Origin of the sequence: Luteibacter sp. OK325, from assembly GCF_003050935.1 — a bacterium.
Classification (GTDB): Bacteria; Pseudomonadota; Gammaproteobacteria; order Xanthomonadales; family Rhodanobacteraceae; genus Luteibacter.
In genome coordinates this window covers 416,802-440,808 of sequence record NZ_QAOX01000001.1, presented here as the reverse complement: position 1 = coordinate 440,808, position 24,007 = coordinate 416,802, and the positions used below count along the sequence as shown (strand labels likewise).

Below are 24,007 nucleotides of genomic sequence, written 5' to 3'. Positions count from 1 at the left end.
GGCCCGCATCTGGAAGAGGGCGCAGCGTAGCAGCGCGCCCCGTAGACATTCCATCGACGGGCGGAGAGTAGCGTCGGTGGTCTGCCACTACGAGGACACCGCCATGGGCCGCGAAGCCGACACGATTCACACCGACAAGGGCACGATCGGGCGTCTGCAGGCGCTGGTTCACGAGCTGCCCGATAACGCGAAGGTCGTCCTTCATCTGCAGGATGGCTCGACGATTCAGGGTGTTGTGGTTGTGGTACCCACGGTGCAGGCGTTCGTCGATGCCAGCGGGACCGAAGGCATCAACGGTGTGGTGAAGCTGATTGATAACGACCGGCCGGCGTGGTCGGCGACGGTGTCGTTGGACACCATTGCGCGGGTTGAGCATCTGGATTCTGTGGTCTACGGTACGTCGCAGACCTGACGTGTGCCATGTGGGAGCCGCTTCAGCGGCGATCAAGGCTGGCTACGTAGCGATGCCTAAATCGCCGCTGAAGCGGCTCCCACAAGGAGCGCGGTTAGCTGGAACTCGTCGGCAGAGTTTCCTGGAGCTTCTTTGCCTGCTCGGGGAACGCGCTGCCTTGCGCCGCCACCGTGGCCGTGACGAGCTTGCGCGCTTCTGCATCGCGGTTTAGCGCATGCAGTGCCTTCACCCGATAGGTCGCAACGCTGATCGTGTTGGCGCCGTAGGCTTTCTTCGCGGCGGTCTCGAGATAAGGCAGGCCTTGCTCGAACTTGCCGCTTTCGACGAGTCGACGCCCGTAGCGATAGTTGTAAACGTAGTCGTCCGGATACGCGGCGATCAGCTGCTTCTCCAGCGTGTCGAGCTCATCGCCCGCCTTGGCCCGAACGAGGTAGACACGCAGGTTGTCGGCGAGATTGCGGTCGCTCTTCAGATCGCCGTGGAGCTTTTCACGACTGAGGTTGATCGCCTTGCGCAGTACCGCTTGTTCGCCGGCGGAGTCGCCGAGCGCGGCATCCAGATCGGCGGCGGTAAGTACGGCGCTGCGCTGGTCGGCACACGCGGGCAAGGCGGTGAAGATCTGCGTCGCCAGGTAGTCGTCGTATGCGGGCTTTTGCAACGACAGCGAGGGCTGTCGCGTCGCTGGTGGCTGTGCAGAGGTCGATTCGATCAGGTCGTCGAGCACATAAGGACGGTCGCAGCCGATGTTCCCGGCCAGCACCTTCGTCGCGGCATCCGCGATGCCTTTGTCATTCTTGTCCGCCTTCGCCTCGAGCAGAAGCAGCTTCTGCTTAACCAGGGCAACGCGCTTGTCCTTGTCCGACACATTACGAACCATGGCCGGCAGCGTATCGAACCAGGCCATGCCTTCCTTGCCCTGGTAACGCAGCTGGTAGGTGTCAAGCACGTCGGCCACCGAGGCGAGCGAACCCTTCACCGCTTCGTCTTTCTGATGCGAAAGCCGGGAGTCGCCGGAAAGAAGCGACGCAACCTCGGGATAGAACTTCTCGCGAGGCTGCTCGGCAAGGATGCGTCCCAGCTCTTCGCCATCCGGACCGATGGCGACATAGGTGGGCAGGAAGTGAACATTGAGCTTGTTCATCCACGCCTTGTCCGCGGGTTTGTCCGCGTCGGCCTCATAAAACACGATCTTCTTCCCGAGATCGTCCCATTCCTTGCCGTTGAGGACATGGCTGGCCATGTAATAACACGAGTAACACCATACCGCCTGGAAATCGACCAGCACCGGCTTGTGCTCACGCTTGCCCTGGGCGAGCGCGGCATCGAGACTGGCGGGACCCTCGTGCGCGGCATAGGCCGGCGCGACAAGGGTGAGAAGGGCGGCGGCGAGCAGGCGCTTCATCGTGGACATCCCCTTTGGCGGTATAGACGTCCACTTTATTAGCACGTTTCCGGCGCTGTGTCAGAGGGTATCGCTGGCGCCTTCGATGGGCTCGGGGTCCGATACCAGGCCCTGGCGGCGTCGCAGGGAGGGGAACCACCAGGTCCACAGGCCGACCACGACCAGGGTGCCGATACCCCCGATCAGGGTGGCATTCACCGCGCCCAGGGCCGCGGCGAGGATGCCGGACTCGAACTCGCCCAGCTGGTTGGATGTGTTGATGAAGATGGCGTTGACCGCGCTGACCCGCCCACGCATGTCGTCTGGCGTCTCCAGCTGCACCAGGGCCCCGCGGATGACCATGCTGACCATGTCGAACGCGCCCAGGGCGAACAGCGCGACCAGTGATAGCCAGAGCGTGGACGAGAGCGCGAAAACGATGGTGGCCACGCCGAAGCCCGCCACGGACGCGAACATGATCGGCCCCACGCGTCGCGTCAGGCTGTTATGGGCAAGCCACACGGACATCAGCAGCGCACCGACCGCGGGTGCTGCACGGAGCAGGCCAAGGCCCCAGGGGCCGGTGTGCAGGATGTCCCTGGCGAAGATCGGCAATAGCGCGGTGGCGCCACCCAGCAGCACCGCGAAGAGATCCAGGGAGATCACGCCGAAGACGGCGGGACGATGGCGGATGAAGTGCACGCCAGCGAACAGGGTCTTCAGCGTGGCCGGCTCACGGCGCGGCGGCTGGTGGTCGTACGACAGTCGCGACATCAGGGTCAGTGCGATGAGGTAGAGCGCCCCGGAGACCGAATAGACCACGCCGGGGCCGGCGACGTAGAGCAGGCCGCCGAGGGCGGGGCCGGCGATCATCGCCGCCTGGCCGGCCGAGGCCGTTGACGCCATGGCACGTGGTAGCACGGCGGCTGGGACCAGCGCCGGGAGCATCGATTGCAGGGCGGGGAATTCAAAGGCCTTGCCAACACCGACCACGAACACCAGGGCGAGAATGCCGACCTCGTTGATGTGCCCGGTGAGGCTGAAAACAGCGAGAAGCGCGATCGCCAGCCACTCGATGGACTGGCAAAGGGTGACGATGCGGCGCCGGTCGAACTGGTCGGCCAGGTGGCCGGCCGGCAGGGCCAGCAACACCGAGGGCACGAACTGGACCAGGCCGATGAGGCCGAGGTCCAGCGCACGATGGGTGATCTCGTAGATCTGCCAGCCGACCGCGACGGACATCATCTGGAAACCGAAACTGGAGGCGTTCTTGGCGAACCAGAAATGCAGGAAGGCGCGATGGCGAAGGAGGGATACGGCTTCCGGGGACGACGAAGTCATGGGCGATCCTTGGGGAGTCGGGCGATTCTACGCTCGCCTTGCCAGCGGCCGCGCCGAAGGGCGAAGCTAGGGCTTCGTTTCCGGGATGCCTTCGCCATGCGCCGTTACTCTCAGCTCGCCGTTCTCCTTGCCACCGCCACGATGGGCGCCTGTTCACAGCCGTCCGAGCCCCAGGCTGCGCAGCAGGCACCGGCGAACAACCAGGCCGATGAAGCGGCGAAGAAACTCGAGACCTATCAGCAGCTGCTGAAGCTGCACAACGATGGTCCTGCGGTGCAGCTGGGTCACGAGATCGTCGACAAGTATCCGGACACCCCGGCCGCGGCCGAGGTGAAGCAAACGCTCGACAACCTCGAGACCAACTACAAGGCCTCCAGCGAGAAGGCGCGCCTGACGGCTCTGTGGCTCTACCAGACCTCGCCCATGCAGGGCGGCACGCAGAGCACGGCGACGATCCAGTCCACCCGCCCGACGGGCGAGGAGACGGTGCGGCTGATCCTCCGCCGCCACACTGCCTGGGGCCAGACCGTCTTTCTCTACGCCACGGCGGGGAAGGGATTCGTCTGCAAGGGCGACTGCACGCTAAAGGCCACCTTCGACGGCAAGCCGAAAACGCTGAAAGCCTTCCGTCCGCCGACCGGCGAGCCTGCGTTGATCTTCCGTAACGATCCCCAGTTCATTAAGGATATGGCGAAGACCAAGCGGATCACCATTGACGTGGTCACGGTCAGCCGGGGCGAAACCACGCTGACTTTCGAGACAGGTGGTTTTGATGCGGATAAGTGGGCGCCGCTTTCTAAGAAGAAGTGATGCGTTCGCGAGCACCCTATCGCCGATGAATCGGCTCCTACATCAAGCGGTCGGATCGCCGATGAATCGGCTCCTGCATTTTGGATCGGCGCGCTGGTTTTAGTGCAGGAACAGCTTTTCGGTGATGCGCGTTAGCGGCCACTCGAGCATGGTGTTGAGTCGGGCCGGGAGGTCGAGTGGGCGCAGCAGCATCTTCACCGTCATCTCGGCGGGGAGGTGCTTCTTGAGCAGGCTCTCCGCGCGACCTGCGATGCGACGGAACTCCGCGTCATCGTTCGCCTTATCGGGATGGCGAATGTTGAACACGTGACGCAGCGCAATGTCGCTGTCTTCGTTCTTGATCTCGCTCAGACGCTTGAGCAAGGTGCGCAAGGTGCTGAAGCGACCGATCTTGTCGCGCTCGCGATAGATACGGAAGTGCTGGTAGAAATTCTTGTAATGACGGACTTCATCGCTCTTGATGTAGTTCGTCAGTTCGCGCAATACCGGCTCGTCAGTCACGTCGTTGAGGGCGCGATAGAGGCTCGCCGTTCCCGTTTCGACGACGCAGCGTGCGGCAAGCTCCAGGCCTCGGTTCGGTTCGAGCTCGTCGGGCGTGCAAACCGAACCGTAATGAGCGAAAAAGTTCTTGAAACCGGTTTCCCAGTCGAACTCCGGCCAGACGTGGCGCACATAAGCCGCGAGCGCACGGCCGTGCTGCATCTCCTCGTGCTCCCAATGATCGCGAAGCCAGGCTTGCAGCGTCTCGTCGCCGGCGAAGTGGTCGACCAGGAGGTGGGTGTAGAGGTCCGAGCCGCTCTCGACGAACGAGGAGCTGCACAGCAGCAGGAACAGGTCTTCGTTATGCCTGACCTTCTCGATGTCGATCCGCGAGAGGTCCAGTTTTTCGAGCGTCCATGGCAAAGTGGCGGCGTAGCTCACTCGTTTTCCCCGATCGCTTTGTCTTATCGCCCAGCGGGCATCTGACCGAATTGTGACAAAGCCGGGCGGGCATGGCTACGCAGCATCCTTGCGGCTACCGGACCACCGTCACCGGCACGTGGGCCTTGGCCAGTACGTCGGTCGATGTCGAGCCGACCAGCCAGCGGGCCAGGGCGCCGCGCTCGGTGTGCCCGATGACGATGTGATCCACCCCGTGCTGGGCCACGTAAGAGAGCAGGGCGTCCCCGGGGCTGCCGTGGATGAGGTCGACGGCCACCGGTACGCCCGCTTCGGGCTTCAGGGCCTTGACCTCGGCGTCCAGCGACTCGAGCCGCTCCCTGCCGTTGTCCGTCATCATCAGCGCCGCCGTATCGGCCCCGTTGTCGATCTGGAGCACCGAGAGCACCTGAACCCTGGCGCCGGCGCAGGCGGCCAGTTCCAGGGCGAAAAGGTAAGCGCGGCGGGCGGTTTCGGAGCCGTCATAGCCAACCAGGATGTGCTTGGGCATGGGATTCCCCTCAAGATGCGGCGTTGGATCGATAGTAAAGCGGCCTGCTGTGCACGGGGAGTCGGTTCACGGGCAACCGACGAATCCTCCGCTTTCCTGAACGGGTGTCAGGGGCCTCCGGGTTTCTTCACATTCGTGAGTACAGAATCCGTCTCGCAGCTTCCTGCCACCTACCCACGGAGAAACGAACATGATCAAGCGCATTACCGGTCTGGCTGTCCTGGCCCTCGCCGCTGCAGGTACCTTCTCCGTGCAGCCCGCCAAGGCTGACGCCGAGGTCAAATGCCACATGACGTTCAGCACCACGGGTTGGGCTGCGATCTACAAGAAGGCCGATGGCCGGGGCCATGTCCGCTGCGATAACGGGCAGAGCGCCGAGGTGATGATCCATGTGCGTGGCGGCGGTCTCACTGCCGGCAAGTTCAGCATCGAAGGTGGCAAGGGCGAGTTCACCCACGTCCATGGCATCAGCGAGATCTACGGCGAATACGCCAGCGGCGGCGCCAACGCCGGTGTCGTGAAGAGTGCCGAGAGCGCGGCGATGACCAAGGGCGAAGTCTCCCTGGCCATTACCGGCACGGGCCGTGGCTTCAACCTGGGCGTCGACCTGAGCAAGTTCGAGATCGAGAAGATCAAGTAAGCCTGTACTTCGTCGATCCATGGGGCGCCCTCCGGGGTGCCTCTTTTTTTTGCGAGTCGCAGGCACCATGCAACCGAAAGGGGCGGAACCCGCATTCACGCGGACGAGTACACTTCCCTTCATTCCCACCCACCGAGGTTTCCCCATGCGTCGCCTCTTTACGCTTCTCGCTCTTAGCCTGGTTACCGTCTCCGCCTGGGCCGCCACCCCGACCGGCCCCGCCGTCGGCGACAAGGCGCCCGACTTCAAGCTGCAGGACCAGAAGGGCGAGTGGCACAGCCTCGACACCGAGAAGGGCAAGTGGCTGGTGGTCTACTTCTATCCGAAGGACTTCACCGGCGGCTGCACCACCGAGGTCTGCACCTTCCGCGACGACATCGTCAAGCTTCACAAGGCCGGTGCCGTGGTCTACGGCGTCAGCCTGGACGACGTGAAGTCGCATGCCGAATTCGCCGCGAAATACCACGTCCCGTTCCCGCTGCTCTCGGACGCCGATGGCGCCATGGCGACGAAATACGACGTGCTCAGCGATGAGAAGGGCAGCAAGTACGCCCGTCGCGAGACCTTCCTGATCGACCCGGCCGGCAAGATCGTCAAGGTCTACAAGGACGTGGATCCGGAAAAGAACTCCGGGCAGGTGCTTTCCGACCTCGCGCAGCTGAAGGCGTCGGGCGCCTGAGCATGTTCAAGGCTCTGAAAGGCGCCCGTCACGCCCGTCCGTTCGCGCCCTGGCGCATCGTGGTCTGGCTGGTAATGCTGCTGGCTGCCTTAGGCTTTGTGATCAATACCTACGGCGCGATCCTGGCCGCCAATGCGATCGGCGCGTTGAGCGCCGAGGCGATTGCGGCAGGTGGACCCGATCCGCGCATCCTCACGGCCTGGTCGCTGGGCTACGCCTTAGCCGCTTTCGCCGTGATGGTGCTGGCGCTGGGAACGCTGCGCTGGCGCGAGTGGGGCCGTAGCGCCATGCGCGTCGTGGCCGGCGTGCTGGCCGTGTGGGCCGTCTACACGGCCGTGGTCGCCTTTCACCAGGCGCAGGAGATCGGTGTCGTCCTCAGCCAGGCGGGTCTGCCGCCCGAGTTGCTGGCCCGCGGCATGAAGACACGCTCCATCCTCATGATGGGCGTCGTACTCAAGGCCATCTCCGTGCCGGTGCTGGCCTGGCTGGCCTGGGTGCTCGGTAGCGTGTCGGTGCGGCAACAGTTCGCCCAGCCGGTGCTGTGACCCGCATGCCCTTCCGCTCGATTTCCTTCGTCGTCGCCGTCTGCCTTGCGGGCGGCGTCGCGGCGCAGGACGCGCCCGCCGTTTCCTGCGGCGTGGCCAGTAGCTACGACCTCACGGTCCGTACGGATGCCCTCCTGTTCGAACGACCCGAGGTGGCTCCGCGCAGCGTGCGGATGCACGACGGCAGCCTTGCGACAGACGGTCGTGCGGTGAGCCTGCGGCCCGACGAACAGGACCGTGTGGCCCTGTTCGAGCGAAATGTCCGCAGCCTGGTGCCCAAGGCCAAGGCGATCGCCAGCGATGGCGTGGACATTGCCGCGCGTGCCGTCCGCGAAGAGGCGAGCAGGGCTTCGCCGAATTCGCTGAGCAGCGGTGAACTCGACCGGGCTCTCGCCAGTCGGGTCGCCGATATCAAGCGGCGGATCGCCGCGAGCCAGAGCACCCGCGACTGGCAGGCGGACGCCATGCGCGCTTACGCGCAGGAAATCGTGTCGGACATTGCACCCCTGCTGACCCAGGATGTGGGGGGTGAGGCGATGCAGCTGGCCATGAACGGCGACCTGCAGGGCGCGGCGGCGCTGCGCGACCGTGTGGCGGATGTCTCCACGGGTGGGCAGGCACGCGTCCTGGCAAAGCTGGAGGCGGCGCTCAGACCGAGGGTCCAGGCCCTCTGCCCGTCTGTCCGGCAATTGGTCGACCTGCAGTCGGGGTTACGCGATGCAGCGGGTCAGCCCCTCATGTTGATCGAGACAGGCGGATGACCGCCGGCTGACCGGATCCCGGGACGTTTATCACCGGCTAAGTCCGACAGGTCTAACGTTTCACCCATGGAACGCAACTCGATCCGTGTCGTGAATGGGCTGATTCGCCGCGTTATCGCGGATCGGGATCTTTATGGTCAGGCGGCACGTGGCGTGCGAGAGCCGGGCCTCAAGGCGATTCTCCAGGAATCCGCGGATTCCCTGACCACGATCGCCGCTGAGTTGCAGGGCGAGGTGACCGCGACAGGCGGTCGACCCGCCACGGCCGGCGGCCCCATGAGCGGCGTCCGACGCAGCGTGATGGAGGCCTCGGCCAAGCTCTCCCACGATCCTGATGTGACTTACATCCGCACGCTGGAACTCATGGAGCGTCGTTTGCTCGATGCCTTCCTGCGCCTGGAATCCTCATCGGGCGACCGGGCAATCGTCGGCCGGCATATAGCGCGTCTGCGCCTGCTGCACCTGGACATGGTTCATATGGGCGGCGCGACGGGCCGCTGAAGACTCCGGCCCTCAGGCGGCGCGCCTGAGTTCGCTGAGGGTCTGGTGCATGTGGCGATCGGCGGATACGCGCACATGACGCGCCGCCATGCGCGTTTCGCGGTCCGCGAAAAAATTCGCGAACGCGATGGCGTCGCCGGGATCTTTCCGCACCGCCATCTGCACGCCTTCGCGAAAGATGCCCCACGCGTGGCCGACATCGGCGATGTGGTACTCGATGACGTATTGATTCATGTGCAACCCTCGGTTTCGATGCGCCTGTCGGCGTACGTCAACAAGAATCGAGGGTCTGATCTGCGTAAGAAATCAGATTAGTCTGAAAAATCCGACTTTCTTTTGAGAATGAGCTCAATTCTCAGTCAGGTTTTGAGCGGCCTGAACCAGCTTCGCCACGTGCGCCCGTAATGCCGCGACCATGTCGGGAAGCTGTCGCAGCGCGGCCTCGGCGTCATCGCCTCGAAGCTCCCTTTCGAAGCGCTCGAGCATCGTTGCGGCGCGGGAAGGCCCGAATACGCTCAAGCCGCCACTGAGGCGGTGACTCCACGCGGCGGCCTCGCCCGGGTTGCGCAGACTCGCCGAGCCGGCGAGGTCGTCCTGCATCGCCGCAGCAAACCGGGTCACCATGGCGGGGAGCATCACGAGGCTGCCGAAGTCCTCACGCAAAGCCTCGAGGTTCCAGACCGTGTCCGCGACGGTGACAGCCGCCAAAGCGCCACGTAGTGCATCGAGCCGTACAGGCTTGGTGACGAACCCATCCAATCCGCTGGTGAGGCAGCGTTCCTCCTCCTCGGGCATGGCGTTGGCCGTCATGGCGATGATGTGCAGCGTGGCGTCGTTCGCCCGAAGGGCACGCACCAGCGCGTAACCATCGCGTCGAGGCATTTGCAGGTCGGTCAGGAGCACGTCGAAGGCATGGCCGGTCGCTGCCAGCAGCGCCTGTTCGCCGTCATCGACGATCGTGTGCCGGTGACCGAGTCGCTCCAACTGCGCAGCAATCAGTTCGCGATTGGTGGGATTGTCCTCGGCGACGAGCACATCCAGCGACACGTCGGCGCACACCAGGCGGGCGGGCGTCAGTAGTGCATCCGGCGCTTCGCCGACGACCACCGGCAAATCCAGGGTAATCGTGACCCGGGTGCTCGTACCGGGCTCACTTGTCATGCCGATATCACCGCCGAGCAGTCCGACCAGGCGTCGACTGATGGCGAGGCCGAGGCCGCTGCCACCGAAGCGACGCGTTGTCGAGGATTCGGCCTGGGTAAACGGGGCGAACAACCGGACGATGTCGTCAGGCGCGATACCCATGCCCGTGTCCGCCACGGTGATGTGCAACTGCTGGCGGCCAGTGTGATTGCCCACCACATCGACCATAAGGGTGACTTTGCCGCGCGCCGTGAACTTGATCGCATTGCTGACCAGGTTGAGGAGGATCTGGCGCAAGCGAGCGCCATCGGTGAGGACGTAGCGGGCCAGACGTTCGTCGATCCGCCGCTCGATCAAAATTCCCTTTTCATTGGCTTGCCAGGCGAACAGTTCGACCACCGCCGTGGTCAACTCGCGCAGGTCGACCGGCCTGTGCTCGACAGCGAGCTGCCCGGCCTCGATCCGTGAGAAGTCGAGCACGTCGTCGAGAATCTGCAGCAATGCTCCGGCCGATGTTTCCGCGGTGCCAAGCAGGCGTCGTTGCGCTGGCTGGAGCGACGTCGAGCCAAGCATCTCCAGCATGCCGATGACGCCGTGCATCGGCGTCCGTATCTCATGGCTCATGGTTGCCAGGAACTCGCTCTTCGCCCGCGTGGCGGATTCGGCGGCTTCCTTGGCTGTCGCCAGCTGCGCTGATTGCAGGCGACCTTCGGAGATGTCTATCCAGTAGCCGGTGAACTCGACGGCATCGTCGAGGCGTCGGGGCACGGCATGCGAGGCCACCCAGCGCTCCGGCGATGCGTCACGAATGCGCATCTCCGCATGGATCGGTGTGAGCGACGTCGCCGCGCGAGCGACCTCATCCATCAGGCCCGCCTGGTCGCGCATGTCGATCCGCGCGAAGGCGCTGCGCTCATCGTGGAGAAACGTGTCGGACGAGATGCCAAAGATGGGTTCCGGATTGCCGCCGACATAGACGAAGTCGATGCGGCCATCGTCGCGGTAGAGGAAGCGATAAACCACCGCAGGTATGTTTCGTGTCACGTCGGCCAGCTGCGCTTCGGTGCGCTCGCGCCGCCGGGTCTCGCGCCGCAGGCGGAGATAGGCATGGCTGATCAGGAGCAACAACGCCAGCACGACGGCGCCTGCGGGGCCGACCTTCCGCGCGATATCCCTCCACGATCCGCCCCAGGTGTAGTCCGAACGAAGCCAGGTATTGCGAATCGTCTGGCTCCGGCGCTCGGGCATCTGCGCGATGACGCGGTTGAGCAACGGAAGCAACGGGGCGAAGCGTCGGTTCAGCGCCATCGATATGCCAGCGCGCTCGCCGGAGGGGGCGGCCACCTTGAGCTGCGCGGGGTAGTCGTGACGAATGAGTACCTCGGCGGTGGCGATGTCGCCCACATAGGCGTCCACCTTGCCGGAGGCCACGGCCGATAGTCCTTCGGCGGTAGTGGAAACCGGCGTGACTTCCACGGACGACATCGGTGCGACCGCCGCCGCCACGGCACCCTGGGCGAGATTCGCCGCGATCCTGCGCCCGCGCAGATCGTCGGGCCCCGTGACGAGGAAGGCGTTCTCGCGGGTCACGATCATGACCGGCAGCTCGAGGTAGGGCGCGGTGAAGTCGAAGTGCCGGCCCAGCTCGAGGTTGCTCGCGGATGCCGCGGGGAGCAGGTCGATGTCGCCGGCGACCGCGCGCTGCACGGTGTCGTTCCAGTCCGCCGTGGTCACTGTCTCGGTGCGCAGTCCGAGCACCCGGGCGGCTTCGCGCAGGTAGTCGATCGCCAGCCCCTCGGCATCGCCATCCCTGCCGATCTGGGAGACAGGGGCCGCGGTCGGATCGATCCCGATTCGGAGCACCGGGAGCCGGGCCAGCCATGCCCGCTCGGCCGCGCTGAGCGCTACCTCAGGGCGTGCGGCGATCGTCGATGCATGCGCGTCGGCGTGCCTGGCGGCAATCGCCGAGGGCGAGTCCGCGTCCGCTTGAAAGATCGTGACCTGGTCACTCTGTCCGGTGTGCTCACTCCGCGTGTCGGCCAAGCTCGCCTGCAGGCATGGAGCGAACAAAACGCCGCAAAAAATGGCCAATATTCTCAATTGCTTCATGGTGTTCCTTCGACCACGAGCGGACGATTACTGTAATCTCCACGATGGTAAGACGAGTAGCACATCTCATGGAGAGCGGCTGCACACATCCGCTTACGAGGGAAGACATGGTTCTGCGAACGATCATTGCCGACGATCACCCCGTGGTCCTGATGGGGGCCCGTGCCGCCCTGGAGGCGGCCGGTGATATCGAAGTGGTCGGCGAAGCTGCCAACGGCGACCAGCTCGTCGACCTGCTGGCGTCTCGTCCGTGCGATGTGGTGGTAACGGATTTCTCGATGCCCGGTGGTCGTCATGGTGATGGATTGTCGCTGATCGACCTCATTCGCCGGCGCTATCCGCGCCTGCCGGTGGTCGTGCTAACCATGGTGAACAATCCGGCCGTGCTGCAGACCATGCGCAGCCGCGGCGCGCTGGGTCTGTGCGACAAACGTGCGCCCCTCAAGGAAGTGGCTGTCGCCGTACGCTACGCCGCCTCCGGTCGGGCGTACATGAGCGATACGATCCGGCGCCAGTTCGACGCCGGTGGCGTGCAGAGCACGGTCGATGCGGTCCGTCTGTCCGCACGGGAAATCGAGGTGGTCCGGCTCTACGTCGGCGGCATGTCGATCTCACAGATCGCCGAGCGGCTGAGCCGCAGCGTGAAGACGGTCAGCCGCCAGAAGCGCGACGCCATGCGCAAACTCGGCATCGACCACGACAGCCGTCTCTCCGAGTACGCGCGCGAGCGCGGGATCGCCTCCTGACCCCCTGCCGGAAGTCAGGGCGTGACCAACCGCCCATGCGTCCCGGCGCGGAAGGGCCTAAACCTTAGGCCAGCCGGATGCATCGAACCCGGTGAACATCCGTTCCCTGGGGAGAAGGGTCATGCGCCATCCGATCATCGCCGGCACCGCCGCCATCGCCTTCACGCTTGCCGCAACGGCCGGCCAGGCGACCGGGTTGAACTTCAGCACCGATACCTGCAAGCAGGACTATTCGACGCCTTACGATGTCGACGTCACCGCGGCTGGCCTCTCCTTCCACCGTACCGATGGCAAACCAGCTGAGGTTTTCCTTCGCGATGGTGACCTCCGGGTCGACGGCAAGGCCGTCGCCGTGTCGCGCGCCGACGCCGATGCCCTGCGTCGTTACGAAGCCGGCGTCCGTGCCTTGATGCCGCAGATCGCGACGATCGCGCGGGAGGGCGTGGAGCTCGGTTTCACGGCGATGACCACGGTGACGCTGTCCTTCGCCGACGGCGACCAGCGGGGAAGGATGCTGGAGAAGCTCAAGCGGAAGCAGGCCGAAGCGCTGCGTGAGATCGACGAAGGTGTCGGTGCCGGCCACTGGTCGGCGGACCGCATGACCGAGACCGTCGCCGGGTCGGTATCCGATTCGGTCGGTGAACTGGTGGGTTCGGTCACGTCGAGCGCGGTAACTGCGGCACTTTCGGGCGATGCGAGCAAGGTGGCCGCGTTACAGGCGCGGGCTGAATCGCTGGACAAGGCGATGAATCGCGAAATGGACAAGCGCTCGAAAGCGCTTGAAGCCAAAGCGAACGCCATTTGCCCGCAGCTCAACGATCTTGCCAGCCTGCAGAAGGGCTGGAGCGTGCGCCTGGTCAACGGCAAGCCCCTGGAACTGATGACGATGAAGCCGAAGGGCGAGCATCACGACGACGACCATGACGACGACCACGACAGGAAGGTCGTCAGCTTCTGAGGCGTTTGTCGAGCCATGCCACGATGTTATTGACGCTGTCGCCGTAGAACGTCCGGTACATTTCCTCGGTGACGTAGCCGATGTGCGGCGTGGCAAGTACGTTGGGCAGCGTGCGGAACGGATGATCCGCCGGTAGCGGCTCGATGTCGAAAACGTCCACGGCTGCGCCGGCAAGACGGCCATGCGACAACGCGTCGATCAGCGCCTTCTCATCGACGATGGGGCCGCGCGAGCTGTTGATCAGGCGCGCGGTGGGCTTCATAGCGGCCAGTTCGGCGGCACCGATGAGGCCGAGCGTCCGCTCGCTCAAGCGTGTGTGGATGGTGAGGAAGTCCGACTGTGCGAGCAGCTCGCTCTTTGTAACGCGGCGCACACCGATGGCGCTGGCAGCTTCTACGGTCAGGTTTTCGCTCCAGGCGATCACCTGCATGCCGAAGGCCTGGGCGATCCGCGCGACGGCTGAACCGATCCGGCCCAGGCCAAGAATGCCAAGCGTCTTGCCGCTCAGCTCAGTACCGAGGCCGACCTGCCATTCCCCGGCACGCACCGACGCGGCTTCGCCCGCGATGTTACGGGCCAGACCTAGAATGGCCGCCCAGGTGAACTCGATGGTCGGCGTCGAGGCGTAACCCGTGTGCATGACGTCGACGCCGTGCTTTGCCGCGGCATCGAGATCGATGGACGCGTTGCCTCGTCCGGTGGAAGCAATCAGCTTTAGCCCTGGCAGGGCCGCGATCAGCGCCGCTGTCATGGGCGTGCGTTCGCGCATGACGCAGACCGCATCGAAGGGTGACAGCCGTTCCACGAGAGTGTCATGGTCAAACACGTGGTCGTGGAAAGCGGTGATGTCCGCCCGGCCCTTCAGCGCGGACCAATCCGCGCTCTGCATCGCCACGCGCTGGTAGTCGTCCAGCACGGCCAGTCGGATCGTCTTGTCGGTCATGTTGTGTTCCTGGTCAGGCCGGCTGGATGAGGTCCCAGCCGTTACCGTAAAGATCTTCGAAGACCACGACGCTGCCATAGGCTTCGTGTCGTGGTTCCTCGCGAAAGTGGACGCCATGCTCGCGCATTCGCGCGTGGTCGCCTGCGAAGTCGTCGGTGTGCAGAAACAGGAAGACGCGACCGCCACCCTGCTTGCCCACGTGCGCACGTTGTTCGTCGGTGACCGCACGTGCAAGCAGCAGGCGAGTGCCGTCCGAACCGCGGGGAGCCACGGTTACCCAGCGCTTGCCTTCGCCCTGGGGGGTGTCTTCGATCAGCGTGAAACCCAGTGCGCGCGTGAAGAAGGTGATGGCCTCGTCATAGTCGTGGACCAGGAAGGCGATGGCGCCAAGGGACGGCATAACAGAATCCTTAAGGTGCTGCGGCGTGCATTCGCCGTATCCGGACCGTAGAGCCGCCGGCAAAGGTGATCACGAAGGTCGAGCCCTCGTGCTGCTGTTTCGTTACCGGGAGGGGATCAGTCTTTGCGACCGCGTCCAGCTCGGTGCGGTGATACCGGGCTTCCTCGCCGGTTGGATTGATCGTCATCGGCGGCCCCATGCGTTCGAAGCTGGTGAAGCGGGTGGAGCAGGTCTCGCAATCCGGACGGCTGATCTCGGGAAGCCGCTTGGCCCAGATCCAGTATTTGTTCTCATGGGGAATGATGATACGGCGGTCGTTGCCACCGCCGATCGGACGCCCGGCAACGGACGACCAAACGCGGACGATGCGCGAGTCGCTGCAGTCCGCCGAGGCGCATTCCTGGAGCACTACGTAATCGTTGTCGTTGAGGTGCTGCGGTTCCACGCTGAGCACGTCACCTTCGACCAGCGCCGTGGCGGGGAAGACCACGCTAGGCATGCGCGGATCGACCTTGAAGTCGCCGGAGATCAGGTAGCCACCGCGACTCTCGGTATAGGCGTCCGCGGTGACGGTCACGCCCGGCAGGTTGACGTCGCGTGCCGGCGCGATCTGCTGGCCGGAGGCGGGCAGGGCCATCGCGGTGGCGATCGAAAGGGCAACGAGTATCCGTACAGGTGGCATGGGTGGACCTCCTCGGCGCGAAAGCACCAGGGTCAGAATTCTACTGCTGTCCGGCATGGTTAGTCGCCATGACCCAACGGGCAAAATGACAAGAGTTGGTGCCGTTTCACGGGCCTAAGGTTGCATGGAAAACACATGAAGAAACAATTAATTAGCTGTCATCGCAAGTTCGTTGACGGGCGATCTGGCAAGCGAATAGATTCGCCGCCACGGATCACCGTTCGGTGCACAGGGGCAGGGAATGATCAGCAATGTTCAGGGAGCGAACGTCGTTCGCTCGACTTTCCGTCAAGGGTTCTCACTGCGACACTTCGTGATCGCAGCCTCGCTCCTGCTACCTATATCGGTAGCCTGCGCGCAGACCATGGTGACCCCCGAAGACGAGTACAAGAAACTCGTCAAGGTCAACGAAGATCTTCAGCCCCTGGGTGAGAACCCCTTCGGCGAACGCATCGGTCTTTACGACGGCAGCCTCTCATTCGAACAGGTCGATGTGTCCGTGCCGGGTACCGGACCGACCATTACGATCGGTCGCGAGTTCACCTTGCATGCGGCCGACGACCGGCCCGACCTGCAGAACCGCGCCTTCGGTGACTGGGACCTTGACCTGCCCGAAATTGTCACCACGACGGCCAACCAAAATAATGTTCAGGGCTGGCTGGTGGAAGGGGCGATCAACCAGAAAGACATCTGCACCGGATTCAGCCGTCCACCGAGCGTGGCCGCGCCAGCGGGCGATTCCGCCCGTACCGATTGGGAGCCCGATGCCTGGTGGCAGGGCTATCAGCTGCATATCCCGGGCCAGGGGAATCAGGATCTCCTTCAGCGTTCCGCCCAGAACACGGCATCGCCAAGCGCTACGTTCTACCAGGTCAGCTATCCGGACTTCCCCATCGTCACGACGCAAAACTGGACCGTGGGCTGCGTGCAGCACGCGGCCCCCGACGCGGCGACCCAGAGCTTCATGGCGATCGCGCCGGACGGTACCAGGTACTGGCTGAGTCAACTGACCTACCGCAATATGCCGACGATTCACCGGCCGCTCTTCTCGTCACCTTCGGGCTTCGCGGCGCATACCGATATCGCTCTGTCGCCGGCCCTTTCGAGTGACGATCTGCTCGTGCGACGTGAGGGCCGTATGCTGGTCGATCGCGTGCAGGACCGCTTCGGTAACTTCATCACCTATACCTATAGCGGCGACCAGGTCGTCGCCATCGACGGCAGTGATGGTCGCCACGTCTCCATCGCCTACGTACCCGGTACGCCACGGATATCGACCGTCACCGTGGTGGGTAATGCCGCTGGCTCGCGCACCTGGACCTACGGCTACACGAAGATCGGCCTGCTGACCCAGTTGACCTCGATTGTCCAGCCGGATGGGTCGACATGGTCGTTCGACATGACCGCGCTCAATAACGCATTCATCAACATGAGCTCGGCACCAGGCACCTGCGAGGCGATTGGCACGCCCGGAAACCTGGGCACGACGTACACGGCACACATCACGCATCCGTCGGGCCTGAGCGGGTCGTTCACGGTTGCGGGCGTCAAGCGCGGGCGCTCGAATGTTCCGCAGTCCTGCTTCTCAGGCGGAGTCAACCAGCCGAACACGTCGACGCTTCCCGGTACCTATGCGTCCATTCCGGACGCCTGGTACAACATGTCGGTTATCCAGCGCCAGTTCACCGGCACAGGCATCGGCACGCAGACCTGGAGCTACGCATACTCGCCATCGTTCGAAAGCTGGTCGAAGAACTGCACCGCCGGATGCCAGGGGACGGTCTGGACGAAGGTGATCTATCCGGATGGCCATGCCGAACGCAGCACCTTCAGCAATCGGTACGACTACAGCGAGGGTCTTCTGCTGGGTGAGGAGATATTCAACGGGGATGCGGATGTCACCGCCCTTCGAAGAAACATCGAGTACGGGTATGTGAACCCGAATCCGGCAGTCGACGGGCGTGCTGCCTCTTATGCCCACCCCTGGGGGTTCGCCCCGCAAGGCCGCGTCAACAGCGCGCATATCGGCGAACACATCCCGATGGCCATCCGCGACGTATTCCAGGATGGCGATCAGCTGGAGTGGTTCGCCAGTGCTTACGACGCCATGGCTCAACCCACTTCCGTGGAGCGAGTCAACAATCTTGGGTTCCTCGTGCAGGAGCGGACGTCGTACCTGAACGACTTCCCTCACTGGATGATCGGACTGCCCACGACAAGCGAAAATCTAACCGCGGGCGAGACCGTTAGCGAGAACGTCTACAACCCGACCGACTTCACCTTGCTCGAGCGCCACCATTTTGGTCGCACGGTGATGAGCTATACCTTCAATCCGCAAGGTCAGCTTGCAACGTTCACCGATGGCAACAGCCATACGACTTCGCTACAGAACTACTACCGCGGTATTCCGCGCACCATTCTGTACCCGGACGGCACCGGGCAGTCGCTCGCGGTCGACGACCTGGGTCAGATCACCGCCATCGCGAACCAGAAGGGCGATGTCACCAGCTACGGCTACGACGTGATCGGACGTCTCTCCACCATCGCCTATCCGGGCGGCGACTCGGTCGCATGGAATGCGCAGCACATCGTGTACGAACTCATGCCCGCGGCCGACCGCAACATTGGCGGTGTGCACTGGCGGAAGACGACCACTCAGGGCAACAGCGTTGACCAGCTCTACTACGACGCGATGCTCAGGCCAATCATTCACGATTCGCACCCCGCCGATAACAGCATCTACTACAGCATGCGCACGGACTATGACTGGAGGGGAAATCAGTCTTTTCAATCGTACTGGTATACCGGTGCTCCGTTCCCATCCAACATGGGTAATGGCCTTGCTACTTTCCGCGACGTGCTTAATCGCCCGAACGGGACGCGGCATACGTCCGAGCTTGGTGACCTGATAACGATCACCACGTATCTTGGCGGCGGCCGCACTCAGGCGAAGGATGCGAAGGGCAATATCACCACGAACACCTTCCAGATGTTCGACGAGCCGGCCTATGACCAGGTCATCCACGTGCAGGCGCCCGAGAGCGTCGACCAGGCGATTCTCCGCGACACGTACGGCAATCCGCTGATCATCACCCAGGATGGCGCTGGCCAATTAGTCAGCAAGAAGCTGAGCTACGACAGCGAGCACCGCCTGTGCCGCACGTGGGAGCCGGAATCCGGCAGCGAGATCATGGCCTACGACAACGCCGACAACTTCGCCTGGAGCGTGTCCGGCGCGTCGTTCAACGGCACAGGCTGTGGGCAGGACCAGGTGGTGGAAAGCACCAAGACCGTGCGTGCCTACGACGCCATGAACCGTGTCACCTCGATTGTCTATCCGACCGGCACCCAGCCCAGCACCTTCACTTACGATGCGCTGGGCGATATGGCGACCAGTACCTCGGGTACGGTCGGCTGGACCTTCGGGCGCAACAAGAGAAGCCTGCTTACCAGCGAAACCCTGTCGATCGATGGCCACAACTGGACGCTGGGATACGGCTACGATGCCAATGGCACCTTAAGCTCGACCAGCTATCCCGATGGCGAGTTCGTGCCGTACAACCCGGACGCCATCGGTCGCCCGACCATCGTGGGAAGTTATGTGTCGAATCTGTCGCTCTTCAAGGACGGAACGATCCAGTTCTACCAGATGGGTAGTGGTGCGAGCTATGTCGGCACCAAGAACCTTCGGGACACGTTCGGCAATTTTGCCTTCAGGCAGCCTGGTACAACGCCCGTCATCTCCGAGAACATCACCTACGACGCCAACGGAAACGTCACCCAGCTCACCGACATCGCGACGAACAACCAGCGCACCAGATCTATGACGTACGACGGCCTGGATCGTCTCACCGCGGCCACGGCGGGCAACCTGTGGGGAACCGAGTCGTATACCTACGACACGCTCAACAACATTCGCAGCCTGACGAACAGCTCAGGTACCAGTACATACAACTACGATGCCTTCAACCTGCTGGCGTCGATCAGTAACAACGGCGTACCGCAGCACACGTTCCGCTATGACGCACGCGGCAATACCGTTGCCAAAGACTCGCGAGTCCTCAACTTCGACCTGGCGAATCGACTGATCTCGATCGACGGTAGCGGTACGTACACCTACGACGCCGCCGGACGCCGCGTGAAGAAGGTCACGCCAGCGGGAACAACCTATTACGCCTACAGCAGTACCGGAAAGCTGATGTGGGATTCTGATGCCGCAACGGGGAGCGGCACCGATTACATCTATCTTGCCGGGCATCTTATCGCTGGCCACCGGCCGGTGGCGGCGGGCGGAGTCTCGTACTACTACACGAATCCGCAAGGATCGGTACTCTCTACAACCGACGCGTCCGGCAATGCGCGTTCGTCCAATGACTATCGTCCTTATGGCGAGAACGCTCTTGGCACTCCCGGCAGCGGTCCCGGATACACGGGCCACGTCAACGATAGTGACGTTGACCTGGTGTACATGCAGGCGCGCTATTACGATCCTGGAACGGGACGCTTCCTGAGCGTCGATCCCAAGACACCGGCCGCGGGAGACTCATTCAATTTCAATCGATACGCGTATGCAGATAACTCGCCTGCGCGCTTCGTTGACAAGGATGGTCAAAAGCCCGGAGATCCCTTCGCAACCCCCGAGATGGCGGCTCTGGACGCACTCCGTTTCATCAATGGAACATCCATACTGACTAACCACGAATACCTTGGATACATCGTCGTTTCGGGCAAGCAGTTTGTAGCCACCAATCCGGTGCAGATCAGTGAAACCGGGGGCAACGCCCCGATGCCTGCGGGCTCGGTCGGTGACTATCACACGCATGGAAATTACAGCATGCGGTTGGGCCCGAATAACGTAGTGGCGACGGGCGATCCCAACAAAGACAATCTGAATAGTGACAATTTCTCGCCGGACGATATGAAGAGGTACACCGACTTTGCAGGTGATCTTGGTCAGTATCGTGGATATTTAGGCACGCCAGGCGGCAACTATTACATATTCTACAATGGTGCCAAGGGCGACCTGGCGAAGATCGTCCAGCAACAACAGCAGCAACAGCAACAACAGCAGCAACAGGAACAGCAGCAACAACAGGAACAGCAGCAACAACAACAAGAAGCAGAGGAAGAGCAGCGATAGATCACGCAGTGAAGATGGGTAGCAGCGTCCTTCGATCGAGGCAGTCAGATATGAGTATCGTCAAACGACAACGGGTTTTCGCTTTGATAGCCATGATGGGGTGCGCATGCCACCCGGTGTTGGCACAGATGCAACCCTTGACTGATTTCGAGCCGCTGGAGACTTACAAGGAAGCAGTGAGCTGCACCGAGAAGGACTGCAGAGTGACACCTGAGCAAGTACTGGCATTAGGTAAAGCGGTGCAACTTTATAAAGTAGATATGCCGAAGGTGAAACGGATAAGCCTGCAGGTCGGCAGTAAAGATGATTTGATCAACGTAACGATTTTCCCCGATACGGGTTCGGCAGCCCAGGAATTCGGTGCGCCGGGAGGAACAACGGCTGTCACTTATATTTTTGATTCGTCGGGATCCCATTTGGAGAAAAAAATCTATAACCGGTAGGGGATCCCGACGACCGATCCTCACGTGTTGACGGGGGCCAAGGGAGGCCAGCGTGAAGCTGGTCATGAGCGCCCTTTTGGAGCCGAACTTGTCGCCGCTCCTAGCGAACGTAGCGGAAGGCGTTTCGTCCGACGGCCTGATCAGCCCAGGCGACGCGCAGCCGCTTGGCCATGGCATCATTAATTACGCGGTCAATGACCGCCGTATCGAAAAATACGAAGTGGTCGATGGCCGCAGTCAAATTACAATGGTGAAAGGCTCCATGACGGAGCGCGAGGCAACAGCGCTTGAGAGATCTGCGAATGCCCAACAGCCTGCAATCAACAATGATAGTGACGTTGACCTCGTGTACACGCAGGCGCGCTATTACGATCCGGGTGTGGGACGGTTTTTGAGTATCGATCCGGTAACCCCTTCTGCCGGAAATCAGGCAAATTTCAATCGCTATGCGTACGTCAACGACAACCCGATCATGCGCATCGATCCAGATGGTCGGACGACGACATGCACGAACGGTCAATGCGTGATCACGGCCGATACCTACAACGTGGCGACATCGAATGGCCAAACCACGCTGGAAAGTCCTAAAATAAGGGCGGCCGGTGAAACCGGCAAAAGCACGGTGGCCGTTCACAACGGCCCGGAAGAAAAGGTAGGCTTCATCGTGAAGGGCGAAGACGGCAAGCTCACTGTGCAGAACTCCTCCGACACAAAGACGGGATCAACTAACACAGCGAAGACCGCGAGTGCGAAGATACCTCAGGGTGAGGTCGCGCTAATTCATGGCCACATCGACAGCGGCCCTGCAAGAACTAACAGTATGGTCGTCGCATGAGGTGGCTGAGGGAGATCTGCAATCTTGGGAAGACTGAAATCGATCCAACGGCAAGTGCTGGGGCAATCGACAGTGGCATGGGAGGCGGTCAAGGCCGGCACCGCCCTAGAGCACGCCCGGAGTAACCGATGAAAGCACCGCGACGGCCACCGCCTCCGTGGACGCCCTTGGTACCATCGATCTGGACCATTCCCATCATGTAACGCAGCGGGCACCACTTAGGAGCGACACGTGGATATAGTCTCATATGGCTTTTTCGGCGGCGCCGCCCCCGGATCTACTTACTTCTTGATCACGCTGTTCCGTCTTCGGAAAGTAAAGATCGAAGCGGTAGAACTGGCCAGGCAACAGGGCGAGTTTCTGGATTTCGATTCTTCGGAAAATCAATCGTATGATTTCTTGCTCAATCCACAGAAATTTATCAAGCCGACCGACGGTCCCGGTGCGCGAAGCGGAAAGAATTTGCTGCTCTCTGTCCGGGATAAGACGTGGAAACGAATATGGATCGCCATGATCTTGACGACCGTCGGAATTCCGCTTGGTATGTTCTTAGCTGTCGCTTCTAATGAGTATTTCTTGAGGCAGCCGTAGCGGAGGCGAGCGGCAGGGGATCTGGTGAAACGGGATCTGGCAACCTAGCGCGTTTGGAAGGCCAGTTCTTGAAGGACGGGCTGATGTCGAACGAGACGTCACGCTGGCAGGAAAGAACGCACCCGAGGCCGAGCGCGGCGAGACGATAGTGCTGTACACCATAGAACGGATGTATCCCAACCAACGAGCGAAAAGGCGGCGTGGCGCAAGCACTTGTTGGTGGAACTCGGCGAGCTGCTCGCACCGCACCGTTTCAAGTTCGTTGCAGCCCGTCGGTCCTATCGACGGGACACAGCGACAGGTTGGCAATGGGGCGGGCCCGGAACTAACGCGCATGCGAAGTAACTGGTGATGAAAAAATACTCAAGGTCATTCTTTTCCACGAAGTCTTGATGCTGCTCATGGCGGCTGGTCTGACCGCAATCATTACTCGATCAGCAACAACGGCGTGCCGCAGCACACGTTCCGCTACGACGCGCGCGGCAATGCCGTTGCCAAGGACGCGCAGAACTTCAACTTCGACCAGGCCAACCGCCTGACATCGATCGACGGAAAGGGTACGTATACCTACGACGCCGCGGGTCGTCGCGTGAAAAAGGTGACGCCGGCTGGCACGACGTATTACGCGTACAACGGCGCCGGTAGCCTGTTGTGGGACTTCGACGCGGCAACGGGCAACGGCACTGACTACATCTATCTCGCCGGGAAACTAATAGCCGCTCACCGGCCCGCGTCGGCGGGCGGAATCTCTTACTACTACACGAATCTGCAAGGATCGGTACTAGCTACGACAGATGCGCTCGGCAACTTCCGATCGTCCGACGACTATCGCCCTTACGGCCAAAGTGCTCTTGGTGCACCTGTCACTGGCCCTGGGTATACGGGCCACGTCAATGATAGTGACGTCGACCTCGTGTACATGCAGGCTCGTTACTACGACCCCAACTCGCACTTTCTCAGCCCGGATCCCGTCAAGCCAACGCCGGGTAACGTGTTTACCTTCAATCGATATGCCTATGCCAACAATAACCCTATAAAGAACGTGGATCCCGATGGAAGGTGTGTCGAGGACCTCTGCATCGGCGAAGCCATTGTTGCTTGTGCCGCGACACCCTGTGGGCCGGCAGTGGCGGCAGGCGCTGCGTTGGTATCTCTCTATACCGTGCGTGCTGTTGAATACACGATCTCGTACATAGATCAGCAGGCGCCCGTCACGCAAGACATCCGCTCAAAACCGCCTGCTCCTTTACCTGAGGCCGGGGGGGCGCCTCATTCGATACCGGATGGGAAGGGCGGCTACACTACATACCCCACCGGAAATGCCAATGAAGGGAAGCAATATCGGCCTAGTGGAAAGCCCCATGACGGGATAACTCGGTCAAACGTCAAGGAGTGGGAACCGAATCCGAACAATCCCAATGGCGGAAAAGGGTCCGATGTTGTCAGAAAGCCCAGGCCCGACGAGGTTCCTCCCGCGCCGCCGCCTCCTACTCCGCCTCCAACGCAACCGTAAGCGGG

The 24,007-nt window shown here is 62.1% G+C and carries 23 protein-coding genes; 14 read left to right on the top strand and 9 right to left on the bottom strand.

What is annotated here, in order from left to right; all coding sequences use genetic code 11:
- Positions 1-103: 103 nt before the first annotated feature.
- Entirely contained in the window at positions 104-412 is a 309-nt protein-coding gene (locus C8J98_RS02000; RefSeq protein ID WP_107911118.1) for a DUF3247 family protein, read from the top strand.
- A gap of 94 nt (positions 413-506) precedes the next feature.
- On the opposite strand, the gene C8J98_RS01995 is transcribed toward C8J98_RS02000, so the two are convergent.
- Together C8J98_RS01995 and C8J98_RS01990 are read right to left on the bottom strand one after the other, a co-directional pair.
- Positions 507-1,814 carry a thioredoxin family protein gene (locus C8J98_RS01995; RefSeq protein ID WP_158272566.1) on the bottom strand — a complete coding sequence of 436 codons (1,308 nt, stop codon included), beginning with the start codon at positions 1,812-1,814 and terminating at the stop codon, positions 507-509.
- Between the two features lie 60 nt (positions 1,815-1,874).
- Positions 1,875-3,134, bottom strand: a complete 1,260-nt coding sequence (locus C8J98_RS01990) for an MFS transporter (protein WP_107910407.1) — start codon at positions 3,132-3,134, stop codon at positions 1,875-1,877.
- A 96-nt stretch (positions 3,135-3,230) separates the two neighbouring features.
- Here C8J98_RS01990 and C8J98_RS01985 point away from each other — a divergent pair, with 96 nt between their 5' ends.
- Positions 3,231-3,944: a hypothetical protein gene (locus tag C8J98_RS01985; protein WP_107910405.1), complete on the top strand. Its 714-nt coding sequence runs from the start codon at positions 3,231-3,233 to the stop codon at positions 3,942-3,944.
- Positions 3,945-4,043: 99 nt separating this feature from the next.
- Here C8J98_RS01985 and C8J98_RS01980 read toward each other — a convergent pair whose 3' ends face one another.
- Positions 4,044-4,865 (bottom strand): ferritin-like domain-containing protein, encoded by an 822-nt coding sequence (locus C8J98_RS01980; RefSeq protein WP_107910403.1) that lies wholly within the window; start codon positions 4,863-4,865, stop codon positions 4,044-4,046.
- A 94-nt stretch (positions 4,866-4,959) separates the two neighbouring features.
- Entirely contained in the window at positions 4,960-5,373 is a 414-nt protein-coding gene (locus tag C8J98_RS01975) for a universal stress protein (RefSeq protein WP_107910401.1), read from the bottom strand.
- A gap of 190 nt (positions 5,374-5,563) precedes the next feature.
- Here C8J98_RS01975 and C8J98_RS01970 point away from each other — a divergent pair, with 190 nt between their 5' ends.
- The 5 genes from C8J98_RS01970 to C8J98_RS01950 all read left to right on the top strand — a co-directional run bounded on the left by C8J98_RS01970 (position 5,564) and on the right by C8J98_RS01950 (position 8,499).
- Entirely contained in the window at positions 5,564-6,013 is a 450-nt protein-coding gene (locus C8J98_RS01970) for a hypothetical protein (protein ID WP_107910399.1), read from the top strand.
- A gap of 145 nt (positions 6,014-6,158) precedes the next feature.
- Positions 6,159-6,692, top strand: coding sequence for a peroxiredoxin (locus C8J98_RS01965; RefSeq protein ID WP_107910397.1), 534 nt, complete (start codon positions 6,159-6,161; stop codon positions 6,690-6,692).
- 2 nt (positions 6,693-6,694) lie between these two features.
- Positions 6,695-7,237: a hypothetical protein gene (locus C8J98_RS01960; RefSeq protein ID WP_107910388.1), complete on the top strand. Its 543-nt coding sequence runs from the start codon at positions 6,695-6,697 to the stop codon at positions 7,235-7,237.
- A 5-nt stretch (positions 7,238-7,242) separates the two neighbouring features.
- Positions 7,243-7,998: a DUF2884 family protein gene (locus tag C8J98_RS01955; protein ID WP_107910386.1), complete on the top strand. Its 756-nt coding sequence runs from the start codon at positions 7,243-7,245 to the stop codon at positions 7,996-7,998.
- A 66-nt stretch (positions 7,999-8,064) separates the two neighbouring features.
- Positions 8,065-8,499 (top strand): PA2169 family four-helix-bundle protein, encoded by a 435-nt coding sequence (locus C8J98_RS01950; RefSeq protein WP_107910384.1) that lies wholly within the window; start codon positions 8,065-8,067, stop codon positions 8,497-8,499.
- A gap of 12 nt (positions 8,500-8,511) precedes the next feature.
- On the opposite strand, the gene C8J98_RS01945 is transcribed toward C8J98_RS01950, so the two are convergent.
- Entirely contained in the window at positions 8,512-8,733 is a 222-nt protein-coding gene (locus tag C8J98_RS01945; RefSeq protein ID WP_107910382.1) for a hypothetical protein, read from the bottom strand.
- A gap of 114 nt (positions 8,734-8,847) precedes the next feature.
- Positions 8,848-11,685 carry a transporter substrate-binding domain-containing protein gene (locus C8J98_RS01940; protein ID WP_158272565.1) on the bottom strand — a complete coding sequence of 946 codons (2,838 nt, stop codon included), beginning with the start codon at positions 11,683-11,685 and terminating at the stop codon, positions 8,848-8,850.
- 173 nt (positions 11,686-11,858) lie between these two features.
- Between C8J98_RS01940 and C8J98_RS01935 the strand changes: the two genes are divergently transcribed.
- Together C8J98_RS01935 and C8J98_RS01930 are read left to right on the top strand one after the other, a co-directional pair.
- On the top strand, positions 11,859-12,497 hold the full coding sequence (locus tag C8J98_RS01935; protein ID WP_233260069.1) for a response regulator transcription factor: 639 nt from the start codon (positions 11,859-11,861) through the stop codon (positions 12,495-12,497).
- A gap of 121 nt (positions 12,498-12,618) precedes the next feature.
- Positions 12,619-13,455 (top strand): DUF2884 family protein, encoded by an 837-nt coding sequence (locus tag C8J98_RS01930; protein WP_107910378.1) that lies wholly within the window; start codon positions 12,619-12,621, stop codon positions 13,453-13,455.
- Here C8J98_RS01930 and C8J98_RS01925 read toward each other — a convergent pair.
- From C8J98_RS01925 to C8J98_RS01915, 3 genes are read right to left on the bottom strand one after another with little or no spacing between them, the layout of a single operon-like run.
- On the bottom strand, positions 13,445-14,398 hold the full coding sequence (locus C8J98_RS01925) for a D-2-hydroxyacid dehydrogenase family protein (protein WP_107910376.1): 954 nt from the start codon (positions 14,396-14,398) through the stop codon (positions 13,445-13,447). The two genes, C8J98_RS01930 and C8J98_RS01925, sit on opposite strands and share 11 nt — an antisense overlap.
- A 13-nt stretch (positions 14,399-14,411) precedes the next feature.
- Complete coding sequence (locus tag C8J98_RS01920; RefSeq protein WP_107910374.1) at positions 14,412-14,798, bottom strand: VOC family protein; 387 nt, start codon at positions 14,796-14,798, stop codon at positions 14,412-14,414.
- A gap of 10 nt (positions 14,799-14,808) precedes the next feature.
- On the bottom strand, positions 14,809-15,480 hold the full coding sequence (locus C8J98_RS01915) for a hypothetical protein (protein WP_107910373.1): 672 nt from the start codon (positions 15,478-15,480) through the stop codon (positions 14,809-14,811).
- A gap of 241 nt (positions 15,481-15,721) precedes the next feature.
- Between C8J98_RS01915 and C8J98_RS01910 the strand changes: the two genes are divergently transcribed.
- The 5 genes from C8J98_RS01910 (at position 15,722) to C8J98_RS01890 (ending at position 24,002) form a co-directional block, all read left to right on the top strand.
- Positions 15,722-20,620: an RHS repeat-associated core domain-containing protein gene (locus C8J98_RS01910; protein WP_107910371.1), complete on the top strand. Its 4,899-nt coding sequence runs from the start codon at positions 15,722-15,724 to the stop codon at positions 20,618-20,620.
- 50 nt (positions 20,621-20,670) lie between these two features.
- Complete coding sequence (locus C8J98_RS01905; RefSeq protein WP_107910369.1) at positions 20,671-21,063, top strand: hypothetical protein; 393 nt, start codon at positions 20,671-20,673, stop codon at positions 21,061-21,063.
- A 52-nt stretch (positions 21,064-21,115) separates the two neighbouring features.
- Positions 21,116-21,898: an RHS repeat-associated core domain-containing protein gene (locus C8J98_RS01900; RefSeq protein WP_199229778.1), complete on the top strand. Its 783-nt coding sequence runs from the start codon at positions 21,116-21,118 to the stop codon at positions 21,896-21,898.
- Positions 21,899-22,129: 231 nt separating this feature from the next.
- The gene (locus tag C8J98_RS01895; protein WP_107910367.1) at positions 22,130-22,489 is read left to right on the top strand and encodes a hypothetical protein; all 360 of its coding nucleotides are present in this window, start codon (positions 22,130-22,132) and stop codon (positions 22,487-22,489) included.
- A gap of 448 nt (positions 22,490-22,937) precedes the next feature.
- On the top strand, positions 22,938-24,002 hold the full coding sequence (locus C8J98_RS01890; RefSeq protein ID WP_107910366.1) for an RHS repeat-associated core domain-containing protein: 1,065 nt from the start codon (positions 22,938-22,940) through the stop codon (positions 24,000-24,002).
- Positions 24,003-24,007: the final 5 nt, after the last annotated feature.